Source organism: Dietzia sp. IBK-p2-15D, from assembly GCF_057773105.1.
Window position 1 is genome coordinate 363,164 of the sequence record NZ_JBYMTK010000002.1, and the last position, 15,376, is coordinate 378,539.

Consider the following 15,376-nt stretch of genomic DNA (forward strand, 5'->3'; position numbering starts at 1 on the left):
TGAGTCCCGTTAACCTCCTGCCCACCACCCGTCACACAGGCGGATCCGGCCCCCGGACGGCCCTGAGGAGGAACTGAGGGCCCGGGACGGCGGCGGGCGCCGCCGGCCCGTACGCCGGGCTCAGCGTCGCCGCAGGTCCACCCGCGCACGGCGCCACGGGTACAGGGTGACGTTGCGGGACCGCGGCCACTCGCGACCGCTGCCCACCGACTCCAGGTGGTACCGCTCCAGCAACTGCCGCAGGATGACCTGGCCCTCCATCATCGCGAACGATGCCCCGATGCAGCGGCGCGCGCCGCCGCCGAACGGCAGCCACTCGGTGGGCGTGGGCACCTCGCCGAGGAACCTCCCCGGGTCGAAGTCACGGGGTCCGGCGTAGGTGGCCGCGGAGCGGTGGGCCAGGACGATCGACGGCGAGATCGTCACTCCCCGCGGGTAGGTCCGCCCGCCGACGGTGGCCGGCTCCTGCAGCTCCCGCATCACCATCGGTACCACCGGATGCAGCCGCAGGACCTCCTTGAGCACGGCGTCGAGGTACTCCGACCCGCCCTCGGCGATCTCGGCCACACACCGGTCCTGAACGTCCGGGTGGCGGGCCAGTTCCAGCATCGACCACGCCATCGCGGTGGCCGTGGTCTCGTGCCCGGCCGCCACGAGGGTCATGAGCTGGTCGCGCAGCTCCTGGTCCGACAGTCCCTGCGCGTCGGCCGCCGAGGCGCGGACCAGCAACGCCAGGAGGTCCCGCCGCTCGGACAATCCCGGGTCGAGGCGGGCCGCGGAGATCTCCTCGCCGAGGAACTCGTGGATGGTCTCCAGGTCGCGCACCTCCCGGCTCCACGGCCGGAACCTGCGCAGCGCCGGGATCCCCAGGCCGATCATCACCACCGGACCGGCGTCGACCGCCCGGGCGACGATCGGCCGCATGCGGTCCAGGCGCGCCGAGTCCGTCACCCCGAAGACCACCCGCAGGATCACCTCGAGCGTCAGCTGGTTGAGCAACACGTGCGCGCGGACGCGACCCGACCGCGGCCAGTGGTCCAGCTGTTCGCGGGTGACCTCCTCGACGAGCGTGCGGTAGCCGTCGATCTCGCGCCGCCCGAACGCCGGCGCGAGCAGCCGCCGGGCGCGCGCGTGCTCGTCGCCGTCCTGGAGGAGGAGGGAGTGCTCGCCGAGGAGGGGACGGAGCAGGTCGTTGCCCTTGCCGGCGTGGAAGACCGACGGCGAGCCGGCGAACACGTCCTTGATCTGCGCGGGCTCGGACACTGCGACGACCTTGCGCCCGGCGGGCATGAGATCGAGCGTGAACGGCACCCCGTAGCGCCGGGCCGCCGCCGGGAAGACGACGGCGGGAGCCGACAGGGCCAGCACCGCCTGCAGGATCCGCGGGAGCCGGGGGCCGGGCGGGAGCCCGTCCCGCCCGATCCCGGCCTGCGTGGTCGGGCCGGGGCCCGCGTGACCGTGTGCCGGGCCGGGGCCCGCGTGACCGTGTGCCGGGCCGGGGCCCGCGTGACCGTGTGCCGGGCCGCGGCCCGCGTGACCGTGTGTCGGGCCGGGGCCCGCGTGATCGTGTGTCGCCTCGCTGCGCATGCGCTCACCGTACGAGTCGGCACGCCCCCGCCGCAGCGGGATCGGTGATGCCCGGCGCCCGCCCGCGCACCCCTGCGTCACCCGCGGGTAGCCGGACGTTCACCGGTATCGCCACCTCGTCGTCGTCGATCAGGTCTAGCGTGGACCACATGGCCGTGCTCCCCGTGGACCTGGACTCGACGCCCGACGACATCGCCTCCCTCCTCGCCGTGGACGCCGCCGTCCGCGCGGCGGTGGGCCTCGACCACCACGCGCCCGCCACCGGCGCCCTGCACTGGTCGGTGGACGAGGGGATGTGGATGGCGTTGCTGCGACCGGGGCCCGGGCGCGCACTCCTCGCCGGCTGGCACCACGAGTTCTCGCTCACCGAGGGCAGCGGCAATGCCGGCGAGGCCGGCACCGACCTGGTGGGCGACGCCCCCGGCTGGTGGCGCCGCGGCGTCGAACACGCCCGCACCCACGACGCGTGCCTGGGCTTCCTGTACGGGTGGGACGGGTCACGGTGGTGGCGACTGGATCAACCCGCCGACGACGGCTTCGACCCCGAACTGTTCCCGGTGACGCGGGCCGCCCTGCGCGACATCGTCGACGAGCTGGCCGACGACACCCTGCTCGACGCCCCCGACCCCGATGCCGTGGAGGCACTGCTCACCGCCGGGTCCGCCCTCACCGCCGTCGAGCTCGGCGCGGTGCTCCACGCCCCCGACGGCTGGCCCGAGGTCGACCTCGACGCCGGCGCCCGGGCCGCCCGGGAGTTCCGCTCCGCGGTCCCCGCCTGATCCCCCTCCGGCACCGCACCCCGCCACATTTCTGTAACCATGGTCCGGTGAAGAGACTCGGCTACGTGGCGGTGAGACGCCTCGCGCTCGAGATCATCGGGTGGACGCTCATCGTTCTCGGCATCGCCGCACTGTTCCTCCCGGGTCCCGGGCTCCTCATGCTGTTCGCCGGGACGGTGGTGCTCTCACGGCAGTACGAGTGGTTCGACCGGCGCCTCCTGTCGATCAAGCGCGTCGCCATGGAGGGCGCCTCCCGCGGGGTCCAGTCGTGGCCCAAGATCGCGGGGTCGCTACTCGGCGTGGCTTGGCTGATCGGCCTGGGGATCTTCTGGGGGATCGGCTCGACAGTGCCGACCTGGTGGCCGCTGTCGGCCGACCTGTGGCTCATCGGCGGCTGGGGCACCGGCGGCACGCTCATCTTCTCGGGCCTCGTCGGGCTGGCACTGCTCGTCTACGCACTGCGTCGGTTCCGCGGCAGCCCGTACGACCACGAGGCGGAGGTGGTGCACGACCACCAGCGCCGCGAGGAGCGGCGCCGGGCACGGGCCGCACGGCGACACGCCCACGCGGCGGCACGCCGCGCCGACCCCGGCGTCACTCCAGGCTGAACCGCTCCTCGCCGCCCACCTCGACCATCCGCTGCTCTCCGCGCACGCACACGCACACGGGGGTCTCGTCGATCACACCGTCGCGGTGACGGATCACCACCTCGTCCCGCATCACCGTCACCGTGAGCGGCGAGCGCAGGTAGGTCATGTTGAACGAGACCCCGTCGATACCGCCGGGCAGGTTCGGGTCGAACTGGAGCATCCCGCCCTCCACCCGCATCCCGGCGTAGAAGCGCTGCACGAGGTCGACCGTGCCGGACATGACCCCCATGTGGATGCCCTCGCGGGTCGTCCCGCCCTGGATGTCGTGCACGTCGCTGCCCAGCGCGACCTTGAACCGTTCCCAGGAACTGTCCGGGTCGAAGCGTGCGAGGACGCCCGCGTGGGTGATGTACGACAGGGTCGACCCGTGGGAGGTGCGGCGGTCGTAGTACTCGATGGTGCGCCGCGCGGCGTCGTCGGGGAACTCGTACCCGAGACGCCCGAACACCCGTCGCAGCTCGTCGTCACTGAACAGGAAGAACAGCATCACCGCGTCGGCCTGCTTGGCCAGTTTGTACCGGTCCGGGGTGTCGCCCTCGGCCTTGAGGATCCGGTCGAGCCGCTGGATGTTGCCGTACGTGGCGCGGTATCCCTCCCAGTCCAGTTCCTCCAGCTCCTCGTAGCCCTCGAACTGGCTGATGATCCCGTCGTGGAACGGGACGAACATCTTCCGGCTCATGTCCTTCCACCGGGCGATCTCCTCGTCGCGCAGTTCGAGCCGGGCGCGGACGGCACCGGCCTGGGGCGCCGGCAGCAGGTCGAGCAGGTGGGCGGCGATGTCGCAGATCCACGCCACGAAGACGTTGGTGTAGGCGTTGTTGCGCACTCCGCCCTCGGACGCGCCCGGGTACTTCTCGTGGTACTCGTCGGGCCCCATCACGCCGTGGATCTCGTAGCGCTGCCGCTCGGGCGAGTAGTGCGCGATGGACGACCAGAACCGCGCGATGCCGAGCATCATCTCCGCGCCCCGGAACTCGAGGAACATCGTGTCCTCGGTGAGGGTGACGTACTGCCACACGTTGTAGAAGATCGCCGCGCTGACGTGCCGCTGGTTGTGCGACAGGTCGATGTCCCACCGCCCGGACATCGGGTTGAGGTGGAGTTCCTGGGTCTGCTCCGTGCCCAGCGATCCGCTCTGCCACGGGAACATGAACCCCTCGTAGCCGGCCGACACTGCCGCGACCCGCGCCTCGGACTGCCTCCGGTAGCGGTACATGAGCAGGCTGCGGGTCACGGCCGGGAGCCGGAAGGTCAGGAACGGGAAGACGAACAGCTCGTCCCAGAACACGTGGCCCCGGTAGGCCTCCCCGTTGATCCCGCGGGCGGGCACGCCGGCGTCGAGGTCGGAGGTGTTGTGCGAGCACGTCTGCAGGATGTGGCTGATGTGCACGCGCAGCAGGTGCTGGGCCTCGTCGTCGCCGAACACGTGCAGGTCGCACGCCTGCCACAGCCGCTCCCACGACTCGCGGTGGTGCGCGTACGCGGCGTCGAACGGTCGCGACCGGGCGGCCGACCGGGACGCGCGCAGGAGCGTGTCCCCCGTGGCCGGGTCACGGGAGGTGAACAGGGCGACCGATTTCTCGATCGTCGTGGGGACGTCGCGCTCCAATTCCACGTGGAGGGTCTGCTGGATGTAGTCCGCCGTCCGGAAGTCGGAGCGGGCCACCTCGCGTTCCCGGCCCCCGGTCGAGACGAGGGTGCGTGCCGCGACGCCGACGTTCACCTCGGACTGCCGGGTGCGCACCTTGAGCGCCATCACCTCGGGCTGCGGGAACACCGTGCTGCCCGGCCGGAGGTGATCGCTCTCGAGTTGCCGGTAGCGGGGCACTCCGTCGTTGGTGACGCGCCCGTCGAGCGCACTCACGATCTCCGCCTGGCCGGACCAGTTCAGCGGCGTGATCGTCCACTCGAGGTAGGCGTGGTGCATGCTGGCCATCGACGCGAACCGCCGGCTCACCAGCTCGGTCTCCCGTCCCTCCCGGTCACGGAAGCGGATCTGGCGGGTCATCAGCGCCGAGCGCAGGTCCACCCGGTGGCGGTACTCGAGGATCTGCACCTCCGAGAGCCGTAGTACCTCGGCGCCACCGATGCGCAGCTTGAGCGGCAGCCAGTTGGGGAGGTTGACCAGGTCCTCGTTGTGCACCGGCACGCCGCCGAGCATGGTGGTCGCGCGGTTGTAGAGGCCGTGGACGTAGGTGCCCGGGTAGTGGACCCCGTCGTTCTCCTCCCATTCGGCGGCGCCGCGGGTGGACATGTACCCGTTGCCGGTCGAGGTAAGCGTCTCGCGCAGACCCTCCTCACCGGGGTCGAACCCGTCGTAGGACAGCGAGAAGGCGTCGTCCTGCCCGCCCGGGGAGGCTGCACGTCCGGTCTGTGAGGTGGTCACACGCCCGACCCTAACCAGTCCGTCGGCTCCTCGGCGGCGGTCCGGCCGGACGGCTCGGCGAGATCGTCATCCCGCCGAGACCCGCCCCGCACGGGTCTACGATATGATCTACGTCACAGTCGGGACGGTTCGGGGCCGCGCCGCGATCCCTCTTGTCGACCGTCTCCGTCCGACAGGGGTTCATCATGACCGTTCAGCTCATCGAGATCACCGAGGACGTCGCCGACCGGCTCCAGGTCCTCACCACACCGACGGCCTGTCAGGTCGGCGATGCGCGCATGATCATCATCGATCTGCTCGGTTCCGGGCCGTCGTGGCCGTTGTCCGTCCTGGTCGACCACGTCTGCACCTCCTACGAGGCCCCGGACGGCGAGCGCCTCATGGTCGACCTGCGCGACCGTGAGGGCCTGGCCGACCACCTCCTGCGTGACGAGCCCGCCCTGCGCCACGTGACGTGGGTCCGCGCCACGCGCCAGGCACTGCGCGAGTTGACCGACGCCGGTGAGGTGGTGTGGAGCCTGCCGTCGGACGATCCGGACGAGGTCGACCATCCGGAGGTCGAGGTACTGATGTCCGGCGCCCAGCCGCGCGCGTTCCGCGTCTACGTCGGCGATCCGCTGCCCGACGGCTCGGTCTCCCTGCGGTAGCGGACGGCCACCGCGAGCATCACCGCGCCGACGGCGATGAACGACAGGACGCGGAACAATCCCGGCAGCGTGGCGAGGTCGAGCAGGAGCAGCTTCGCCAGCGCGAGGGAGCCCAGGACGAACCCGAGTCGACGTGCGTCGGCGACGCGCGGGTTCGCGGTGAGCACGAGCCAGGCCGCGCAGCAGATCCACAGCACGGTCACCACCAGGTGTGCGGCGAGGAACCCGTTCCGGGCCACCCCGGTGAGGTCGCCGATCACGACGCCGGCCGCGACCACCATCACCGAGAAGGCCGCCAGTGCCACGACGGCGCCCACCATCATCACGCGCGTCGACTCGCGGGGCAGGCGGCGGCGCGCCCACCACGTCACGGCGACCGCCAGCGCCGTGATGGCGAACGCGGAGACCACGTCCCAGTAGGTGAACTCGCGGACCGCGAGCCGGTCGCTCAGCGCGAGGTGCGGTTGGTTGACGGCCGCGTAGACGAGCACGGCGATCACGGAGGCGGCCGCGGCCACCAGGTCCACCCACCGTCGTCCCCACAGGCCGGCGGCCACGACGTAGGCCAGGGCGCTCAGGGTCAGCGCGAAGCCGGTGAGCTCGCGCCCTCCCAGTTCGACCCACGTCAGCAGCAGCAACGCGCTCCCGACGAACCCCGTGACCGCGGCCAGATGCACGTGCGCCCTGTCGTGGCCGGTACGGCCGGCGAGAACCGCGACGGCGAGGTAGGCGGCGGCGAGGGCCAGTCCGACGGGCCAGCCGGGCCGGAGGAGGTGGGTGGCCGGCAGGAGGGCGAGGGGCAGGGCGGTGGGGACGACGACGAGGGCGGCATTGGCGAGTGCCGGGCGGCGGTGGGCGGTGTCGTACCAGGCCACCCCGACGCCCACGGCGGCAAAGACGAGCGCGGTCGCGATGAGTGCGATCTGTTCGCCGCGGCTGTGGAGTGCGGCCTGCGAGAGGTAGCCGGCCAGCAGGAACCCGGGCAGGACGGACCACACCACGCGGACGGCCGCCCCGAGTTCGGCGGCGAGTATCGCGGTGGCGATGCCGACGATCGCGACGAAGATCGGCAGCTCGACACCGGTGGAGATGAGGGGCGCCAGGAGCATCGTGCCGGCCGAGACCAGGCAGGCCAGCAGCCCGGAGGACCAGCGCCCCGCGAGTGCCATCCCTCCGAGGGCGAGCCCGCCCACGAACATGTACGCGGCCGGGACGGGGATCCACAGGTAGAGCGTGGTGCTGGCGATGACGTCGAGCATCGCCGCTGCCAGGCCCGTGCCGACCAGGGCCAGTGCGCCGGGGTTGACCGGGGTGCCGTCGGGGTCGGCGGCGGGCCGGGGGTCGGTGTGGGCCGCGGGGTCGGTGGTGGCGGATTCGTGGCGGGACTGCAGTCGCAGGCCGAGGCCGACGAGCACCACCGCCAGCACCGCGGCGGCGACGACCCGCGCGAGCGGCGGGAACAACCCCGCCTGGATGGCCACGACCAGTAGGAACGCGATGCCGGCGAGCATGACCGACCCGCCGATCGCGGCGATGACAGTGGCGGCCGTGATGCGCGGCCTCCGCCGCGGCGACTGGCGCGGCGCCGCGTCCCACGGTTGCCGCCACGGCCGGTCGGCCTGTTGCCACGGCCGGTCGGGCAGCTGCGCCGGCCGGTCGGGGTGCGCGGGCGGCGGCCCGTACCGCCCCGCGGGGTCGTCCTGTCCGGGTGGCCGCCAGGGCCCGCCCGGACGTGCCGGGGCGGGCACAGGCTGCGAGGGAGCGCCAGCCGGGGCCGGGGCGCCAGACGGGGCCGGCGTCACCGGGTGCGGCGTCCCCTGAGGCGGCGCGCCCGCACGCCACGGCGACTCCGCTGGCGACTCCCCCGGTGACTGTCCGCCCACCGCCGGACCGGACTGTCGGGCGAGTGCCGACAACCCGGCCCGGACCTCCCCGACCTCTGCGGTGATGCGTCCGAGACGGGCGTCGAGGTCGGCGAGGGCGCGCTGCAGGTCGGACTGCTGGGGGTTCACCCCTGAATCATCTACCGCTCCGTTGCCAGCGTCCATGCCCCTCTCCCCTGACACCTCGACACGGAGCGCCGTCCCGGACTAACGACTCCGCCCGCCGGGCCGATAGATCAGAATGAGCTACGGGCCCGGACGGAGCAGGCATGAGTGAGAACATCATCGGCGTCGAGGGCGGAACCCCGATGCACTTCATCTCCGAGGGCGGCACCCTCTCTTGGCACCACCAGTCGGCCGAGACCGAGGAGACCACAGCGTGGTGTGGCGAGGTCGTGGACGTCGATACCAGCGCGGTCACTGCGTGGGAGCCGATCTCCCTCAAGGGAACACTGTCCTGCCCCCGGTGCGGTCTGGCCGGCGGGGTCCTCGAGGGCACGTTCATCCGCGTCTTCCGGCAGGAACCGGGCCAGACCCGGGCTGAGGCATTGGCGGCCTACCACAGGTACCGCCTGGGGCCTCGCAGGATCTGGTCCCCGAGCGACCCCCGATCCCCGGGGGCCACACGCTGGTCCGTCAGCGCGCGGGGCCGGGAGGGACGGGTTCATATCCAGGATCCGCCCGAGAACATGGATCCAGACCAGACCGAGGAGTTCGCGAAAGCGCTCCTGGCAGCGGCCGAGCAACTACGCGCGTGGAAGGCAGGCGTCGATCGATAGCCGCTCGAGTTCGCGTGACCCGATACCCGGGTAGCCGTGGCAGATGTCCCGCCACTGCGCCGGCACGGCCGAGGCACCCCAGCGCGCGCCCAGCAGGCCCCCGGCGATGGCGGCGACCGTATCGGTGTCGCCTCCGATCCCGATCGCCGTGACCAGTGTGTCGGCCAGGTGCCGCCCGGGATCCGCGGCGGGGATCGGCGTGTGGTGGATCGCCGACCACGCGGCCTGCAGCGCGGTCACCACCCAGCCGTTGCGGCGGAACCGTCCGGGCGGCCCCTGCTCGGCCTCGTCGATGCAGGCCTCCCAGTACTCCCGGTCCGGCCCGTCGAGGTGCGCCAGTCCGCCGCGGAGGTCCAGGACCTGCTCCCGCACAGCGCGGTCGAGAGCCGTCGACCACAGGACGCACGCCTGGGCGGTGCGCGGGTCGGAGTGGGTCAGGTCGCTCACAGCCGTGGCTGCCCGGACGATCGCCCCGGTGTCGCCGAGGTGGGCCAGGGCGACAGGTGCGGTCCGCATGAGGGAACCGTTGCCCGCGGAGTGGTGACTCCGCCTGAAGTGCTCCTCGGCCGCCTCCCGCGCGGCGGCGGCCGTCGGCGCGGGCCCCGCGGCCCGCAGGACCGCGGCGGTCTGGTTGCCGATGTCCGGCGGGCCGGAGTCGTACCACCGCCCGAAGTTGCGGGTGACCTCCGAGAGCGCCTCGTCCGTGAGCAGGCCCCCACCCCTGGCGGCCACGTCGAGCACGCACCACGCCATGGACGTGTCGTCGGTCCACTGTCCGGGCGCGAACCCGCCCAGTCCGCCGCCGATCATCTGCGGCCCCTCGGGACCGAGCGGCGCGGAGCCGTACTCGTATCCGGCGCCGAGGGCGTCCCCCACGGCGGTACCGAGCATCACCCCGGCGACCCGGTCGTCCCACCCCCGGTCTCCACTGCCCGTCATCACGCCACCTTCCCTCCGAGCCGGTACGCCAGCTCATCCCGGTTCTGTTCGAGGTCCTTCGCGAACGCGCGGAGCATGCCCTCGATGTTGTCCGCCGAGAGCGGGCGCGCGGGGAGGGTGATCCGCTGGAACACGTCGCGCCCGCTGAGGTACCAGGTGCTCCACATCCCCTTGCTGTTGAGCAGGTCCACCTCGACCGCGGTGTTGCGACGGCTGTACACCCCGCGGACCACGAGCGCCCAGGCCTGGACCAGCCCGCCGTCGGGGCTGAAGATGACGAATACCGTGGTGCCGGCGACGGTGAAATACACGTCGCCGTCGTCGTCGACGCCCGGCTCCTGCCCGAACATCCTCCCCACGGCCTCCACCACCACCGGACGCAGCACGTCCGGACCGCCGCGGACCCCACCGTCCGTACGGCCGTCCGGCCCACCCGGCGCGTCCGCGTCCGCGAGCCCCAGGGACTCCGCCAACTCGGCTGCTCCTCGTCCGCTCGCGCGGGCCGTGAACAGCTGGGGGTGCGGCAACCGCAGGTCCTCGCGCGCCACGCGGACGATCGCGTCCGCCAGTGCGAACGCCCCGTCGGCGCCGGCGCTGGCCACGACCTCCTCGGCCGCCGTGCTGCCGGAGATCCCGCGGGTGACCCACATGAATCCCCGACCACGGTCCGACCGGATGACGAGCTGCTGGCTCCACCCCTCCGGCCCGGGCGGGGCCACCAGCGCCAGCGCGTCACCGTCCCCGACAGCACCGATCCGCAGGATCAGCGTGTCCAGGAACACGCCCCAGGCGCACTCGGTGGCCTCGCCACCGACCCCGTCCATGCCGTCGTCTCGTCGACTTCCCATGACCCCTCCACTCCTTTAGCACTCTCAACGCGCTAAACATTAGCACGCCAATCGCGCTAAAGTGAAGACCATGTCCGATCTCGATAAGTTCCCCCGGCCCGCCGTGGCCGTGGACCTGGCGATCCTCACCGTGACAGGGGCCGGCGGCACCGACCCCGAGCTGCGGGTATTCACGCAATCACGCCGGAATCCGGACGGTCGCGCGCTCCCGGGCGCGTTCCTGCGCGAGCGGACGACCGTCGCCGAGACCGCGGACCACGTACTCCGCGAGAAGGTCCGGATCGCGCCACACGAGACCATCCGTCCGCGCCTACTGCGGCTCTTCGACGACCCGGAGCGCGACGAGCGGACCTGGGCCGTCTCCGCCGCCCACGCGCTCCCCCTGCCCGAGTCCGCGCTGGCCGGAGCGAACGGCGAACTCACCCGCGTCACCGCGGACGGTCGGCTCGACGGCATCGAGTCGCTACTGTTCGACCACGACGCGATCGTCGACGCCGCGATCCGCGACGTCCGCGAGCGCTACGAGATCCGCCTGCGCTACGTCGACGTGGGCCCCGACCCCGACGGCTTCCTGGCCGAACCGTTCACGCTGCTCCAACTGCGTCGCGTGCACGAGGCCGTGATCGGCGAGGAGCTGCACAAGGACAACTTCGCGCGCCGGATGCGACCGCACCTGGAACCCGTCCTGGACGACCACGGTGAGGTGGCGCTGTCCACGGCCCTACGCGGTCGCCCAGCCGCGCTCTTCCGGCGCGCGCGCTGAGGCGTCCCGCGCCGCCCGCGACCGCAGCACCAGGGTCACGCCGACCGCACTGATCGCCATGCCGACCACGGCCGGGAGGGTGATCGGGACACCGAACATGAGCCACACCCAGACCATGGTCGTGGGCGGGGTGAGGTAGAGCAGCACGCTCGCGACTGTGGCGCCGCGGGTGCGGGTGACAAAGACGAAGAGGACGTACCCACACAGGGTGGACAGGAACACCAACCAGGCCACCGCCGCCCAGAAGTCGGGTTCGGCCACGGGCGCCGCCTGGCCGGTCACCAGAGCCGCGGACATCAGGGTGACCCCCGCGACGACGGACTGCATGGTGATCGACTGCAGCAGCGTCTCGGTGGGCCGCAGACGCTGCGTGAGAACCGTGCCCGTGGCCAGACTGAGCATGCCCGCCGCCGGGAACAGGTACGCCCACCACGGGGCGGCGCCCGCGTCGAGACCGCCGGAGACCACCACCACGACGCCCGCCATCCCCAGCACCATGCCGACCCACATGCCGGCCGTCGTGCGCTCGCCGAGGACCCTGCCCGCCACCGTCGCCACCAGCAGCGGCTGGAGCGCGGCGATGAGCGCCGCGGTGCCGCCGTCGACGCCCCGGGAGACCCCCTCGAAGATCATGAACAGGAAGAACGCCTGACTGAACAGGCCCAACACCGCCTGCCGCGTCCACGCCGCGCGATCGTTCAACCGCACCCCCAGCACGAGGCAGACGGTCACCAACAGCACGCCGAGGATCGAGAACCGCCAGCCCAGCAGCTGCAGCGGGGTTCCGTCGGCCCGGATCCCGAGTTCCGCGCCGACATAGCCCGAGCTCCACATGAGCACCAGGGCCACCGACGCCAGATGGCCGGCGTTGCGGCGGAGCGCCTCTCGCGCGGGCTGAGCCATCGGCACAGCCTACGAAGCGGCCGACCTCGTCGTCGTCGTACTCCTCCGTCCCACCCCCGGCACGTGGCCGTTCACCCCTCCGCGCTCACTCCTCTGCGCTCACTCCTCTGTGCTCATTCCTTCGCGTCGACGATCACCGTCCCGGCCTCGAGCCGGGTGTCCGTGGGGCCGTCACCGCCTCCTCGAGCGACGACGGCGCGCGGTCAGAGGTCGGACTGTGGTTTCTGTCGCGGCTCCGGGACGGGCCCCACTTGTCGGGCGTGGGGGAGGCGGTCGGGTCCATGGGATTCGCACTCGCGGTCATCGGGGTGTGCATCCTTATCGGCGGGACGCGGCTGCGGTGGCTGTTCTGGCCGGTACGGGTGCTGGACGCGATGCCCCTGACCGCGTACACCGCACATCTCCTCGTCTGGGCGGCGTGGATCGCCATCGCGCGCGCCGAGGGCCGACAGTTCGACCCGATGGACGACTTCCGCGCCCTGGACCCGTTCTGGCCGATGACTCTCGGGGGGACGGCCGGGTGCGCCCTCTGGGCGGTGTTCGTCGGGCGAGGCCCCCTCGAGACAGCCGTTTCGCGGCGCGCGGTCGCGGACCTTCCTCACCGTCTGCGTCGGCACGAAGTATGAAGGACTTATTATCGACGGTGTTGGTCGGGCTCTCACCGACCGACACTCCCCGATCCACCTAACCCGAAGGTGACTCCATGACCGACACCCGCGTGCCCCTGCGGCTCTCCGACGCCCCTCGCTCCGACGACGGCTACTACGGCCCCGACAGCATCTCCTGGCGGGTGTTCTCGGACCCGGCCTCGGGGCTCGGCGCCAAGAACGCGCTCTTCCTCCAGATGCTCGAACCGGGCATGATGACCCACTTCGATCGGGTCTCGCTGACCAGCGAGGGCGCCGACGAGATGGCCGCCCGGTTCGACCGCACGGCCGCCTACCTACGGGACTCGGTCTTCGCCGACACCGCCCACGCGGACGCGGCGACCAAGCGCGTCGACCACCTCCACGAGATGGCGACCTGGACCAACCCGGAGACCGGAGAGGTGGAGAAGGCCAAGCAGCCGGAATGGATGCGGTGGACGTGGTGGACGTACATCTGGTCGGCCGTCCGGGGCTACCAGGAGTTCGGCCCCGGCCTGAGCACCGCGGACGCGGACCGCCTGGTGATGGAGTCCCACATCGGCGCGGACAAACTGCACGTCCCCGGCCCGCACCTCGAGACCTTCGCAGCGGTCGACCAGTACGTCACCGAGGGCCTCGACACCAAGGCGTTGACCATCTTCGCCGCGATGGCCGGCCACTCGCTCCGACACCCGGACGCGAAGGGCCCGGTGGCCAGGTGGGTCACCCGCCAGATCCTCAACGGCGTGCTGTCGCTACTCCCCGACAAGGCCAAGCTGTTCTTCGCCGTGGAGGACCGCAGCGCCAAGGAGTTCGCCCGCGGGGCCCGGTTCACCAAGCTCGTCGCCACACTCGCGCGGAAGAACCGGACCGCCGAGGACCTCATCGCGCAGGCGATCGGCGAGTCCGTCGCTGCCCCCTACCAGCGGGTGCGGGTCAAGAAAACCAAAGCCTCGCCGGCTTCCTGACGCGTCGACCGCGAGACCCCACGCAGTCCCGCAACCCGGCAGTGCGCCGGGCCGCGGCCTCCCGACCTGCGGTGCCCTGCACACCGTCTTCAGGGCACCGCAGGTCAGGGCCGGTCAGGGCCGGTCAGGGCCGGTCAGGGCCGGTCAGGGCCGGTCAATGGCGGAGTGTCGCGGTGCGGCGGGTGGAGCGAGAGGGCCCGCGCCGAGACTGTGCGCCATTTACATAGTGTGTGCCACACACTAACGTGTGCCGCATGGGCGACGACGCGGACGCGGCACTGGGCACCCACCTGCAGGAGCTCCGGCGCGGGTCGGTCGTCCTGGCGAGTCTGCTGGCCTGCCGGACGCCCAGGTACGGGTACGCCCTGCTCACCACGCTGGCCGAGGCGGGAATCGCCACCGAGGCCAACACCCTGTACCCGCTGCTGCGCCGCCTCGAGGGGCAGGGACTGCTCACCTCGACGTGGCGGACCGAGGAGCCCCGGCCCCGCAAGTACTACGAGACCACCGCGCTCGGCACCGAGACCGCCGAGCGCCTGCACGCCGAGTGGCTGGCATTGGGTGCCGGTTACACCGATCTGCGGAAGGCGGACGCGTGATGTCCACACTGACCGATCGCTACATCTCCGAGGTGGTCCGCCACCTCCCCGAGGACCAGCGCGGCGACATCTCCTCGGAGATCGCCGCGACCATCGCCGACATGGTCGCCGCCGAACTCGACGCCGCGAACGACGCGAGCGGAACCGGCCCGGGCGGGACCACCGATCGCGAGTCCGCCGAGCTCGTGTCCGCCGAGCGCGCCGTCCTGGTGCGACTGGGCGACCCGGCCGAACTCGCTCGCCGCTATGCCGGCGCCCGCCAGTACCTCGTGGGGCCGGAGGTCTACCCGGTCTGGGCCCGGGTACTGCGGTGGCTCCTGCCCGTCGTGGGTGTCATCGCCGCCCTGGCCGGCGGCATCCTCTACATCTCCACCACCGCGGAGCCGGAGCTCGGCGGTCTCATCGGCCAACTCGTCAGCTCCGTCGCCGCCGCCCTGCTGTGGGCATTCGCGGCTTGGACGCTCGTTGTGGTGATAATCGAGCGGACGACCCCGGAGGGCGAACGCAGTCCGTTGACCCTGACCCCCACCTGGGACCCGGCGCACCTCGACGGGCCCCGGGGCGGGGCGGACACCCGCGTCGACGCGGTCGTGTCGCTGGTGATGCTGGCCATCCTGGTCGCGGTGCCGTTCGTCCCGTCGACGTTCCTGTACATCGGGCATCTCAACGGCGGCGAACCGCTGGTGAACCCCGCCATCCCCACCGGGTGGCTCACGGGGTACGTGCTGCTGATCGGAGCGCTGGCGCTCGTCCAGGTGTGGCGCCTGGTGAGGCCGGGCAGGTCACCGGCGCGGCTCGGCATCGACGTAATGGTCGACGTGGTCTTCGGCGTCTTCCTCACGGTCCTGGTGCTGAGTCACGACTCGGTGATCCACCCCGATCTCATCCCGGCCGACGGCGGCACGGCGGCCACCGCGATCCGATGGAGCGTCATCGCCACGATCTGGGTGATCGTGGTCTGGGACCAGTTCGAGACCCTGCGGGCGTATCGGCGGGGGGCCGCGAACGCCGCGTGAACA

Annotated in this window: 16 protein-coding genes; 9 read left to right on the forward strand and 7 right to left on the reverse strand. The window is 71.9% G+C overall.

Going from position 1 to position 15,376, the window contains the following annotated elements; genetic code table 11:
• Positions 1-120: 120 nt before the first annotated feature.
• Together AC3DEV_RS04610 and AC3DEV_RS04615 are read right to left on the reverse strand one after the other, a co-directional pair.
• A complete protein-coding gene (locus AC3DEV_RS04610) occupies positions 121-1,587 on the reverse strand; it encodes a cytochrome P450 (RefSeq protein WP_488371424.1) in 1,467 nt (488 codons plus the stop codon).
• A gap of 4 nt (positions 1,588-1,591) precedes the next feature.
• Positions 1,592-1,738 carry a hypothetical protein gene (locus AC3DEV_RS04615; RefSeq protein ID WP_256820843.1) on the reverse strand — a complete coding sequence of 49 codons (147 nt, stop codon included), beginning with the start codon at positions 1,736-1,738 and terminating at the stop codon, positions 1,592-1,594.
• Here AC3DEV_RS04615 and AC3DEV_RS04620 point away from each other — a divergent pair.
• Both AC3DEV_RS04620 and AC3DEV_RS04625 read left to right on the forward strand, forming a co-directional pair.
• Positions 1,737-2,366: a hypothetical protein gene (locus tag AC3DEV_RS04620; protein WP_488371425.1), complete on the forward strand. Its 630-nt coding sequence runs from the start codon at positions 1,737-1,739 to the stop codon at positions 2,364-2,366. The two genes, AC3DEV_RS04615 and AC3DEV_RS04620, sit on opposite strands and share 2 nt — an antisense overlap.
• A 65-nt stretch (positions 2,367-2,431) precedes the next feature.
• A complete protein-coding gene (locus tag AC3DEV_RS04625; protein ID WP_488371426.1) occupies positions 2,432-2,974 on the forward strand; it encodes a PGPGW domain-containing protein in 543 nt (180 codons plus the stop codon).
• Here AC3DEV_RS04625 and AC3DEV_RS04630 read toward each other — a convergent pair.
• The gene (locus tag AC3DEV_RS04630; protein WP_488371427.1) at positions 2,961-5,402 is read right to left on the reverse strand and encodes a glycoside hydrolase family 65 protein; all 2,442 of its coding nucleotides are present in this window, start codon (positions 5,400-5,402) and stop codon (positions 2,961-2,963) included. The genes AC3DEV_RS04625 and AC3DEV_RS04630 overlap by 14 nt on opposite strands.
• A 185-nt stretch (positions 5,403-5,587) precedes the next feature.
• Here AC3DEV_RS04630 and AC3DEV_RS04635 point away from each other — a divergent pair, with 185 nt between their 5' ends.
• Positions 5,588-6,049: a hypothetical protein gene (locus AC3DEV_RS04635; protein WP_067715077.1), complete on the forward strand. Its 462-nt coding sequence runs from the start codon at positions 5,588-5,590 to the stop codon at positions 6,047-6,049.
• On the opposite strand, the gene AC3DEV_RS04640 is transcribed toward AC3DEV_RS04635, so the two are convergent.
• Complete coding sequence (locus AC3DEV_RS04640; protein WP_488371428.1) at positions 6,004-8,061, reverse strand: DUF2339 domain-containing protein; 2,058 nt, start codon at positions 8,059-8,061, stop codon at positions 6,004-6,006. The genes AC3DEV_RS04635 and AC3DEV_RS04640 overlap by 46 nt on opposite strands.
• A gap of 140 nt (positions 8,062-8,201) precedes the next feature.
• On the opposite strand from AC3DEV_RS04640, the gene AC3DEV_RS04645 reads away from it, so the two are divergent.
• On the forward strand, positions 8,202-8,711 hold the full coding sequence (locus AC3DEV_RS04645) for a CopD family protein (protein WP_067714703.1): 510 nt from the start codon (positions 8,202-8,204) through the stop codon (positions 8,709-8,711).
• Here the strand turns inward: AC3DEV_RS04645 and AC3DEV_RS04650 are convergent.
• Both AC3DEV_RS04650 and AC3DEV_RS04655 read right to left on the reverse strand, forming a co-directional pair.
• Entirely contained in the window at positions 8,679-9,650 is a 972-nt protein-coding gene (locus AC3DEV_RS04650) for an ADP-ribosylglycohydrolase family protein (protein ID WP_404850865.1), read from the reverse strand. The genes AC3DEV_RS04645 and AC3DEV_RS04650 overlap by 33 nt on opposite strands.
• Positions 9,650-10,498: a T3SS (YopN, CesT) and YbjN peptide-binding chaperone 1 gene (locus AC3DEV_RS04655; RefSeq protein WP_488371429.1), complete on the reverse strand. Its 849-nt coding sequence runs from the start codon at positions 10,496-10,498 to the stop codon at positions 9,650-9,652. Before AC3DEV_RS04655 ends, AC3DEV_RS04650 begins: the two co-directional genes overlap by 1 nt.
• 70 nt (positions 10,499-10,568) lie before the next feature.
• Here AC3DEV_RS04655 and AC3DEV_RS04660 point away from each other — a divergent pair, with 70 nt between their 5' ends.
• Positions 10,569-11,261, forward strand: coding sequence for an NrtR DNA-binding winged helix domain-containing protein (locus AC3DEV_RS04660; protein ID WP_488371430.1), 693 nt, complete (start codon positions 10,569-10,571; stop codon positions 11,259-11,261).
• Here the strand turns inward: AC3DEV_RS04660 and AC3DEV_RS04665 are convergent.
• Entirely contained in the window at positions 11,220-12,164 is a 945-nt protein-coding gene (locus AC3DEV_RS04665; RefSeq protein WP_488371431.1) for a DMT family transporter, read from the reverse strand. The two genes, AC3DEV_RS04660 and AC3DEV_RS04665, sit on opposite strands and share 42 nt — an antisense overlap.
• Before the next feature lie 281 nt (positions 12,165-12,445).
• Between AC3DEV_RS04665 and AC3DEV_RS04670 the strand changes: the two genes are divergently transcribed.
• The 4 genes from AC3DEV_RS04670 (at position 12,446) to AC3DEV_RS04685 (ending at position 15,373) form a co-directional block, all read left to right on the forward strand.
• Entirely contained in the window at positions 12,446-12,790 is a 345-nt protein-coding gene (locus AC3DEV_RS04670) for a hypothetical protein (RefSeq protein ID WP_404850861.1), read from the forward strand.
• Between the two features lie 77 nt (positions 12,791-12,867).
• Positions 12,868-13,758 carry an oxygenase MpaB family protein gene (locus AC3DEV_RS04675; RefSeq protein WP_488371432.1) on the forward strand — a complete coding sequence of 297 codons (891 nt, stop codon included), beginning with the start codon at positions 12,868-12,870 and terminating at the stop codon, positions 13,756-13,758.
• 254 nt (positions 13,759-14,012) lie between these two features.
• Positions 14,013-14,357: a PadR family transcriptional regulator gene (locus AC3DEV_RS04680; protein WP_069390443.1), complete on the forward strand. Its 345-nt coding sequence runs from the start codon at positions 14,013-14,015 to the stop codon at positions 14,355-14,357.
• The gene (locus tag AC3DEV_RS04685) at positions 14,357-15,373 is read left to right on the forward strand and encodes an HAAS signaling domain-containing protein (RefSeq protein ID WP_488371433.1); all 1,017 of its coding nucleotides are present in this window, start codon (positions 14,357-14,359) and stop codon (positions 15,371-15,373) included. The genes AC3DEV_RS04680 and AC3DEV_RS04685 overlap by 1 nt, the downstream gene beginning before the upstream one ends.
• Positions 15,374-15,376: the final 3 nt, after the last annotated feature.